The organism is Oceaniglobus indicus (assembly GCF_002751875.1).
Lineage (GTDB): Bacteria > Pseudomonadota > Alphaproteobacteria > Rhodobacterales > Rhodobacteraceae > Oceaniglobus > Oceaniglobus indicus.
Genome location: NZ_NMZM01000022.1, coordinates 1 through 1,951, shown reverse-complemented (window position 1 = coordinate 1,951; position 1,951 = coordinate 1). Strand labels below are relative to the sequence as shown.

The window sequence follows — 1,951 nt, the reverse complement described above, 5'->3', positions numbered from 1 at the left end:
GCCCTGGAACTGGGTGCCGCGGCCCACCGAGACAGCCAGTCAAGCCGCATAGGCCGCGGTATCAATGGCGTGGTTACGCTTCAGACACTACCCCACTGGCAGAGAAGAACAAAAAACGGAACCAACACGGTTTGATGACACGGCCTGCAGTCTTGACATGATACCCTAAAAGGTCCGCGATTTGAGGTTAGATGTCACATCCCGCCCTTGGTCCGCCTGGCGAAACGATCGAGCCTTTTTTGACGCCAAACTTGACGTCATGCGGTGCGCTTTGTGATAAGTCCGAACGCGCATCTACTTGCTACGCGGCAACTGCGGCGTCGTTGACCGTTCTTACGATCTGGATGATTTGTGCTGCATGATCTTTATCGAAGACGCCTGCTATTCCCAGATCATCGATATCTGAGAATGGGCTCTCATAGAATGACTTGGGCTCAACGATCCCGCCTTCGGTGAGGTGATCGATGATCATATCGATAAATTCGGTTTGATCCGAGTTCAACTGGCTCTCTGACATAAAGCTACTGAATGCCGACTTGGCTGCAGCCCGGTCAAGGCCAACAAGGCGGCGGAGGAAACGGCCCAAAGGCTCTTCGGTCTGGAGCGCTCTCAGGGTTTCGCTGTCTGCTACGCCCTGTTCGATCAGCATGTGCTGTAACTCTTCCACGTCCATGCGTGTGATAGGCTCGGCGCGCCGGATTTTTTGAAGGGCAATGTGATCTATGTGAGTTTCAACGAACCGGCGAACTTTCATCTTGAAACGCGCTTTATCGATACCGACTCCTACGTCTGGAAGGTCGATGGTTTCACTATGTCCCAACTCATCTTCGAAATCCGTGATAACGATCTTCCGCTCTTGGGGTTGGATAAGGTCCGCCAAGGTGCGGAGACGACGCCGCACGTCTTCCAGAATTTCGACGGTGATGTCTGTCCAGAATGAATCGGTCTGCATTTCGAGAATCAGTTCCATCTGCTTTGCAACCGTTGGAACGTTGGACAACCCTTCGAGGGCAGACGCGAACTTTATCATCCGGATCTGCAAACGCGCAAAATTGGCATCACCACGCAACAAGAGTAGTTGAGCATTCAGGACAAGTAGATCAAACTGCTTGGCGGGAAGATGATCGTCCTGAAAGGCCGATGGCAGGCCCGCCACCTCATCATTTAGCGTGATCTGTGCATCGAGATCCAGTGTTTCCCAGTTACTCTTGTCCTTGAAATGTTCGACGGCGCGGCGTCTGTCGCGCACCATGAAGTTCTCGAGGTTCATGCCAACCACCTCGTCATGCAGTCGGTCTTTGAGTGAATTCGTCAGTTGAGAATGTTCCTCTTTTTCTTCCTGCAACTCACCAACCAATTCCACCCGCGTAATAAAAAGGCGTTCACCAATCGGACGGGGCGCACCCGCTGCCTTGGCATCCGGGTTCTCCCGGAAAAACTCGAGGTTTTGGCAGAAATCAAAGATGAGGAATTCTTCTTTGTCCTCACCCGGCCCAAACAGGTTCGGGCGCAACCGGGTGCCCCTCCCGACCATCTGCCAAAATTTAGTCTTGGACCGCACGATCTTGAAGAAGACGAGGTTCACAACCTCGGGCACATCAATGCCAGTGTCCAGCATATCAACCGACACGGCTATATGGGGGTGTTTTTCGGCCTCGGAGAAGTCGTCGATCAGCGACTGGGCGTATGTAACGCTGTAATCGATCAACCGTGCAAACTGACCGGCCAAATGGGGGTAATTCACATCAAACCGCTCGGCGATGAAGTGGGCGTGCCTGCCATTCTTGGCGAAAATGATTGTCTTGCCGAGCCGATCACCCCCGGCGACTTTGATGCCGTTGCGCATGACATGCTCGAGCACCTTGTCCACGGTGTGAGCTACTCCCCGATCATTGGACAGGATCTGGCATAAATTAAGCTACTCGTTGCACCTGGTGATCGGGTTGGGTTC

1 protein-coding gene is annotated in these 1,951 nt (G+C 53.2%); it reads right to left on the bottom strand.

What is annotated here, in order from left to right; all coding sequences use genetic code 11:
* Window positions 1-301: 301 nt before the first annotated feature.
* A complete protein-coding gene (locus CFP68_RS17755) occupies window positions 302-1,870 on the bottom strand; it encodes a type I restriction-modification enzyme R subunit C-terminal domain-containing protein (protein ID WP_241524156.1) in 1,569 nt (522 codons plus the stop codon).
* Window positions 1,871-1,951 lie beyond the last annotated feature (81 nt).